Here is a 6,501-nt window from a genome sequence, read left to right as displayed (position 1 = left end):
CCGGTGGCGCAAGACAATAACATGGGCAAATCACAGAAAATTTTAGTCCAATCTTCCATTATAAATATTTTGACTATTTTTGTCTATCTCAACTGACCCCAGACATATCTACTGCAATAGCAAAAAACCCTTATCCATCAATGGATACATCCCTCGATTTCTCGCTCAAGATTGGTTTGCTGCGGGCGATAATCTGGAAATATAGCCATCAGTTAGGCTGATCCACACTGCTGTAACAAAAAACAACTATCCCCCGATAGCGATCGCTCAAGGTCGAATAATTGTCAGTTTTTGTCAAGGGGTGCGGTCAGATATAGGAATCATCGTTAGAATGAGCCTAATTGTCAGGAATTTAGTTACACAAGGTTTTTGGCAATATGCTAATCTGACTAACAGGCTTTTGGGCTTGATATAGGGAAAAGTTCTGGCGATTGCGCCTAAATGGAGTGATATACCGAAAGTTGACCCATATCGTTACGATGCAGAGTTTTATACAGAAAGTTGACCTATAATATGTAGTTAGACCACAAAGCCAAAGCAATTGGTTTTTCAATGCAGAGTTTTGTCGTAGGGGGATCGAGTTTACATCCGCCAATAGTATAATTTGATTGATAAGAAGCCAAACATTTTTTACACTACTTGTCCGCCTTTTCACATCTTATGAAAATTGACCTAGGAAATTTTGATCTCACTCAGCTTCCATCCGCAGAGGATGATAACTTTGAATTCAAATCAAGTCGCACTCCTCGGGAAGACCTCAAGAAGAAACTAAGCTGTGCGGTATCTGCCTTTGCAAATTCTGGAGGTGGGTGTTTTATTGCTGGTGTGGACTCTCATGGTAATGCTGATAATGGCCGACATCTAAAAGTTGGAAGACAAGATTTACGCGACTGGGCTGATCAGATTGTTAATCAAGTAGAACCAGTTCCTAAATATGAGATTAAAATAATATCTGATTCAGTAGGACGAGGAGTCATTCAGTCCGATTCGGCTGTTTTGCTTGTTGCCGTTTATGAGAGCCACGCTGGGCCACACATGGCTTATGATAATTGCTATTACATTCGAGCAGGTGCTCATACAGTCAAAGCCAAGCATTTTATTGTTGATGCAATCTGGGCTAAAAGACATTTCTCCAAACCACGTTTAACACACTTATTTAGACTTAAACCAGAAAAAGAGCAGGCTATTCAACTTGGAATTCTTTCACTTACAGATGCCCCAGCAATTGAAGTCAAGGTTAATATTTCGCCCTTGCCCAAAATGATGAGTAATTTAGGAAATTTATTTCCCCTCCAAATATCTGTTATTGATCAAGATAATCCATTCTTTTTTGACGTGGCGACTCACTCTCAAGCAGATAAGCTTTTTGGAGAAAATGTACTACTTGAAGTAGAGTATAAGGATCTTTCTCGCCACTCTTATAATTACAATACTAGATTAGGAATTTCTGGTTCAGTACCACCTGTTACACTTACAACAAATGACGCTTCAGCAAAAATAGTAACAGCACTTGAATCAATTAACAAAGCTCTTTTGAAACTCGCAGTTCCGCACAAAAATATTGCTAAACCGAGCTTTCTACTGCCACAGCCCTCGGAAAGTGTATTTCTAAATATTGAGAGTCTAATTCCCGAACTTCTAGCAGATATGAGAAGTGATCTACAAAACTGTCCATTTGCTCGTGAGTTTATCATTATGAATAAGGGTGTAATGTATTGTGAAGATACCAATAACTTCACTCTCAAATATTACTTTGAGGATCATGCTTACCTTAGAAATAAGCTGAGAATTTTGGAGAATCAGGCGTTAGTTTATGAAATCACCTATAATGATGCTCCTCGTTTCGTAATTTCTGAAGAACTAGCTGCTTATCTAAGAAAACCTCAGACAGATTAGATGATATATAGCGTTTTTCAGTCTGCTGAGGTACAAAAGTTATGGGTTTTAGGCAAAAGGCAAGAGGCAAAAGGTAAGAAAAACAGGTGTACCTCACTAGCGTAGGAAACGCTATAGTTTAGGTGGGCGATCGTGGTTTATTTAATTGGTGGAGATGCGATCAAATTATTCCGTTATGCAACTGTAGTGCGATCGCCGATCTTGTCTGGTACGTTCCCCAATGTAACTTCTACCGCTCCAGCGATCGATCGAAAAAGAACCCACTAACATCGGTTAAATTGCCTTTTTTTATAACTCATTCCCCCTTAGTTTTAGACCAGTTGAGGGGGATTTGCTATAATAAACGAAGGGTAAGCATCAATCATCCTGATTATATTTCTGATGAGTCCAACTGTTTTCCGAGAAGATGGCTATCGCTTCTTTTTCTTTTCCCGCGAAGAAACAAGAATGCACGTTCATGTTCATTGTGCAGAAGGAGAAGCTAAATTTTGGCTGGAACCACAAATTGAATTAGCTCGTAATTATAACCTATCTCGAAAACAACTTCAAGCGATAGAAACTATTATTGAGGAACGACAAAATGAACTTAGAAATGCTTGGACAAAACACTTCTCAAGCTGAAGTAACTCATATTTCTTCTCATGGAATATGGATTCTGGCAAACAATGAAGAAATGTTTCTTTCTTATCAAGATTTTCCTTGGTTTCAAGATGTCACTATTAGACAAATTTTAAATATACAAGAGCCTTTTCCTAATCATTTTTATTGGCCAGATTTAGATGTAGATTTAAGCAAAGAAATTATTAAAAATCCTGAGAGATTTCCTTTAAAAGTTAAAGCCTAGTTTTTATCCTTAATTAAGTGCGATGCCGAAGGCACTGCGTAGCAGCACGCCGCTCTGGTAGGGTGCGTTCATAAAATGTAACGCACCTTATTTTTATTGCTTGTCCTTCTGTATCCCATAGGATACACTTAAGGCATGATTGAAATTCGCCAGACCGAAACCTACTCTCAGTGGTTTAGCAATTTGCGGGATCATCAAGCAAAAGCACGTATAGACATTCGTGTTCGTCGCCTGTCTATGGGCAATCCAGGCGATGTTAAACCAGTAGGAAAAGGTGTATCAGAACTGCGGATCGATTATGGCCAAGGCTATCGGGTGTATTTCATTCAGCGAGGCGAGACCTTGATCATCCTCTTGGCAGGAGGAGATAAGCAAACTCAAGAACGGGACATCAAAAGAGCATTAAATTTAGCACAAGACTTATAGGAGATTTTCATGGCTACTATCCAAACCTATCCTTGGGATGCGGCAGAACATCTCGAAACAAAAGAAGATATAGCTGCATATCTTGAAGCAGCTCTTGAAGATGGCGATCCAAGCTTAGTGGTAGCAGCATTAGGTGATATTGCTCGATCTAAAGGGATGACACATATTGCCCGTGAAACAGGGTTGGGGCGTGAAAGTCTCTATAAAGCTTTGTCAATCGAAGGCAATCCAGAGTTTGCCACAGTTCTTAAGGTCTTACAATCACTTGGGTTACGCCTCCAAGTCGTACCAATTGCCTAACTTCACCGTTATACTGAATCGGTTTTTAATAGCATGATTAACTCCCAATCCCACTGGAAAAACCCGCTCCCTTCCCCCCACTTTCCACTCCTCCATACTTGTTAAACGGGATTTGGTATCGGAGCGATCGCTAGATTAAGGGTTAAGTAATGTTAAGATCATAATTCTTCATGAAGAAAGCGCATGATCGCCGAGTAACTGTAGTCAAAAATACCAAATTTTGCCCCAGTCACAATACAGTAGGGATCAAGCGCATTCGATCGAAGCAAGAATTTTCTCCCCAGTATCTATGAATCAATCAGAAAGTTGCGGTAAGGTCTATCTCGTCGGTGCGGGTCCCGGGGATCCTGGTTTGTTGACCTTAAAAGCAAAAGTTCTCCTAGAAAATGCCGATGTTGTCCTCTATGATGCCCTAGTTAGCCCCTCGATTCTAGCCATGATTAACCCCCGGGCCGAACAAATCCATGGGGGTAAGCGTCGCGGTCGTCATTCTCTGGTACAGGAGGAAATCACCGCTTTACTGATCGAGAAGGCCCAGACTAATGCCGTGGTTGTTCGTCTTAAAGGAGGGGATCCCTTTGTTTTCGGTCGCGGGGGCGAAGAAATGCTCGATCTGATTGCGGCCGGAATTAGCGTCGAGATCGTGCCGGGGATCACTTCAGGAATTGCTGTGCCTGCCTACGCCGGTATTCCCCTCACCCATCGCAATTATAGTTCTTCCGTTACCTTCGTCACCGGCCACGAGATGGCGGGTAAATATCGTCCTCAAGTTAACTGGTCAGCGATCGCCCATGGCGCGGAAACAATTGTCGTTTACATGGGTGTGCATAATTTACCCTATATTATCGGCGAGTTAACCAAAGCGGGCAGAAGTGCAGAAACACCGATCGCCCTGATTCGCTGGGGAACAACACCGCAGCAACAGCAGTTAATCGGTACTTTCAGCACAATTATGGACAAGATCGAAGCCACCGGCTTTGAAGCCCCTGCGATCGCTGTTATCGGGGCAGTGGTGGACCTTCACGATCTCTTGCAAGCGGGACAACCTTTGCTCTCCAGGACAATCCCCCCTACACCCATTTCTCTCTGATTCGGTTTCCATGCGTCAATATCAAAAATCCCTGACGATTACCACCAGTCCCAAGAATTTCCATCGTCTGACTGCCCCCATAGAAGCGATCGTGGCTGAATCGGGCATAACGACGGGATTATGCAGTATATTTGTCTGTCACACCTCCGCTTCTTTGCTGATCCAAGAAAATGCCGATCCCGATGTTCTCACCGATTTGGCCAATTTCTTCGCCAAGTTAGTCCCAGAAGATAGCAGTCTCTACTATCACTCTACCGAAGGGCCAGACGATATGCCCGCTCACATTCGCTCGGCCCTAACCCGGACATCGGAACAAATCCCGATCGCTAGGGGTAAATTAGTTTTAGGCATCTGGCAAGGTATCTATCTCTGGGAACATCGTCAGAGTCGTCACCAAAGACAAGTGGTGGTTCATATCACCGGGGTCTGAAGCTTTGCGTATAGTTTTGTAATAGAAACTTTACTCGTACCCCTCATCGGAGTAAGATTTTTTCCGTGTACGATCAAATTGTTCGCTTTTTGAACAAAGAACTTCATATTTCGTAACAAAAGGAAACAATTTATGCGAAAATTGTTCGCTCTGGCCCTGGTGCTATCTCTCTGGTTCACCTTTGCCGCTCCAGCGTCGGCTGATTTGTCCAATCTGACCCCTTGTAGCGAAAATCCCGCTTTCCTACAAAAAGCGAAGAGTTTCCGCAACACCACTCCTGACCCCGAATCGGGAGCCAAACGCGCTCAAACCTACTCCCAAGCTCTCTGTGGACCCGAAGGCTATCCGCACCTAATTGTTGATGGTCGTTGGGATCACATGGGCGATTTCTTTATCCCTAGCATCCTATTCCTGTACATTGCCGGTTGGATCGGTTGGGTTGGTCGGGCCTATTTAATCGCCGTGCGCGACAGCAAAGATGCCGAAATGAAGGAAATCATCATCGATGTTCCCCTCGCTCTCAGCAAAATGTTAACGGGTTTTCTCTGGCCCTTGGCGGCTTTACAAGAAGCCACTTCCGGTAAATTAACCGTTAAGGATTCGGAAATTACCGTTTCCCCTCGTTAATTTTTGTGTCAAACCCTTGACTTTTTATTCCCTAGGAGAACTCAGATGGAAGGACTTACTAAATTTCTCTCGTCCGCACCCGTGTTAATTATGGCGCTGCTGACTTTCACTGCCGGGATTTTAATCGAATTTAATCGCTTTTATCCCGATCTCTTATTCCACCCGCTAGGTTAAAGGCAATCTCAGGTGATTAAAGGGGATACAGAGTCCACTGTATCCCTTTTTAAGGGCAATGATCCCAGGGATTGGGGGTTAAATACAGAAGCCAAAAACCTAACTAATATTATCCAAAATTACTCATGACTTATGCTATAATCGTTCTATGAGTAAGTTAACCAGAGCGGAAGCAGCTAAATTGAAAGGTGTAAGCGTATCGACGTTAAGGCGTTGGGAGTCTGAAGGTAAACTAATTCCAGAACGGACTGCTAATGGGCATCGTCGTTATACAATTTCTCAGTTGCTTGGTTTAAAAGAGAATCTCTCTTATACTGTTGGCTATTGCCGTGTTTCTAGTCATGACCAAAAGAAGGATTTAGAACGTCAAAAAGAAGTTGTCGAACTGTTTTGCGCTCAAAACGGTTGGCAAGTTGAAATTATAGACGACCTAGGTTCAGGACTTAACTACAACAAAAAAGGATTAAAGTGATTAATTCGGTTGATTGTTGATAGTAAAGTAGAGAGATTAGTCTTAACTCATAAGGATAGATTACTTAGATTTGGTAGGGAATTAATCTTTAGTCTGTGTGAACAATTCGGGACTGAAGTTGTCATTATTAATCGAACTGAAGACAGTACATTTGAGGAGGATTTAGCGCCAGATGTCTTAGAAATTATTACGGTATTTTCCGCTAGATTGTATGGCTCTAGAAGCCATAAAAATAGAAAAAT

10 protein-coding genes and 1 pseudogene are annotated in these 6,501 nt (G+C 42.5%); all 11 read left to right on the top strand.

All coding sequences use genetic code 11. The features are described 5' to 3' along the window. Window positions 1-660 precede the first annotated feature (660 nt). Window positions 661-1,896, top strand: a complete 1,236-nt coding sequence (locus tag H6G48_RS13480) for an AlbA family DNA-binding domain-containing protein (RefSeq protein WP_190722175.1) — start codon at window positions 661-663, stop codon at window positions 1,894-1,896. A gap of 132 nt (window positions 1,897-2,028) precedes the next feature. Next, window positions 2,029-2,163, top strand: coding sequence for a hypothetical protein (locus tag H6G48_RS26870; RefSeq protein ID WP_277925612.1), 135 nt, complete (start codon window positions 2,029-2,031; stop codon window positions 2,161-2,163). 114 nt (window positions 2,164-2,277) lie between these two features. Beyond that, window positions 2,278-2,517: a DUF4160 domain-containing protein gene (locus H6G48_RS13475; RefSeq protein WP_072927255.1), complete on the top strand. Its 240-nt coding sequence runs from the start codon at window positions 2,278-2,280 to the stop codon at window positions 2,515-2,517. Further along, window positions 2,477-2,740, top strand: coding sequence for a DUF2442 domain-containing protein (locus tag H6G48_RS13470; RefSeq protein ID WP_190722174.1), 264 nt, complete (start codon window positions 2,477-2,479; stop codon window positions 2,738-2,740). Before H6G48_RS13475 ends, H6G48_RS13470 begins: the two co-directional genes overlap by 41 nt. A gap of 135 nt (window positions 2,741-2,875) precedes the next feature. Continuing rightward, on the top strand, window positions 2,876-3,166 hold the full coding sequence (locus tag H6G48_RS13465) for a type II toxin-antitoxin system RelE/ParE family toxin (protein ID WP_190722173.1): 291 nt from the start codon (window positions 2,876-2,878) through the stop codon (window positions 3,164-3,166). Between the two features lie 9 nt (window positions 3,167-3,175). Then, entirely contained in the window at window positions 3,176-3,466 is a 291-nt protein-coding gene (locus H6G48_RS13460; protein WP_002757266.1) for an addiction module antidote protein, read from the top strand. A gap of 289 nt (window positions 3,467-3,755) precedes the next feature. Beyond that, window positions 3,756-4,556: a uroporphyrinogen-III C-methyltransferase gene (gene cobA, locus H6G48_RS13455; protein ID WP_190722172.1), complete on the top strand. Its 801-nt coding sequence runs from the start codon at window positions 3,756-3,758 to the stop codon at window positions 4,554-4,556. A 10-nt stretch (window positions 4,557-4,566) separates the two neighbouring features. Then, window positions 4,567-4,986, top strand: coding sequence for a secondary thiamine-phosphate synthase enzyme YjbQ (locus tag H6G48_RS13450; protein ID WP_190722171.1), 420 nt, complete (start codon window positions 4,567-4,569; stop codon window positions 4,984-4,986). A 132-nt stretch (window positions 4,987-5,118) separates the two neighbouring features. Beyond that, window positions 5,119-5,613, top strand: a complete 495-nt coding sequence (locus tag H6G48_RS13445) for a photosystem I reaction center subunit III (protein ID WP_004163740.1) — start codon at window positions 5,119-5,121, stop codon at window positions 5,611-5,613. 45 nt (window positions 5,614-5,658) lie between these two features. Next, a complete protein-coding gene (psaJ, locus tag H6G48_RS13440; protein WP_002738148.1) occupies window positions 5,659-5,787 on the top strand; it encodes a photosystem I reaction center subunit IX in 129 nt (42 codons plus the stop codon). 148 nt (window positions 5,788-5,935) lie between these two features. Continuing rightward, window positions 5,936-6,501, top strand: a pseudogene (locus tag H6G48_RS13435) (IS607 family transposase); the annotation flags it as partial.

It is taken from the genome of Microcystis flos-aquae FACHB-1344, from assembly GCF_014698375.1.
GTDB classification, from domain to species: domain Bacteria; phylum Cyanobacteriota; class Cyanobacteriia; order Cyanobacteriales; family Microcystaceae; genus Microcystis; species Microcystis aeruginosa.
Note: the sequence above shows the minus strand (reverse complement) of the source record. Positions and strands in the feature narration are given on the sequence as shown.

Excerpts from the sequence above, each read along its gene's own strand:
- H6G48_RS13480 (WP_190722175.1), top strand. The coding sequence starts at position 661 with ATGAAAATTGACCTAGGAAATTTTGATCTCACTCAGCTTCCATCCGCA.
- H6G48_RS13475 (WP_072927255.1), top strand. The coding sequence starts at position 2,278 with ATGAGTCCAACTGTTTTCCGAGAAGATGGCTATCGCTTCTTTTTCTTT.
- H6G48_RS13470 (WP_190722174.1), top strand. The coding sequence starts at position 2,477 with ATGAACTTAGAAATGCTTGGACAAAACACTTCTCAAGCTGAAGTAACT.
- H6G48_RS13465 (WP_190722173.1), top strand. The coding sequence starts at position 2,876 with ATGATTGAAATTCGCCAGACCGAAACCTACTCTCAGTGGTTTAGCAAT.
- H6G48_RS13460 (WP_002757266.1), top strand. The coding sequence starts at position 3,176 with ATGGCTACTATCCAAACCTATCCTTGGGATGCGGCAGAACATCTCGAA.
- cobA (WP_190722172.1), top strand. The coding sequence starts at position 3,756 with ATGAATCAATCAGAAAGTTGCGGTAAGGTCTATCTCGTCGGTGCGGGT.
- H6G48_RS13450 (WP_190722171.1), top strand. The coding sequence starts at position 4,567 with ATGCGTCAATATCAAAAATCCCTGACGATTACCACCAGTCCCAAGAAT.
- H6G48_RS13445 (WP_004163740.1), top strand. The coding sequence starts at position 5,119 with ATGCGAAAATTGTTCGCTCTGGCCCTGGTGCTATCTCTCTGGTTCACC.
- psaJ (WP_002738148.1), top strand. The coding sequence starts at position 5,659 with ATGGAAGGACTTACTAAATTTCTCTCGTCCGCACCCGTGTTAATTATG.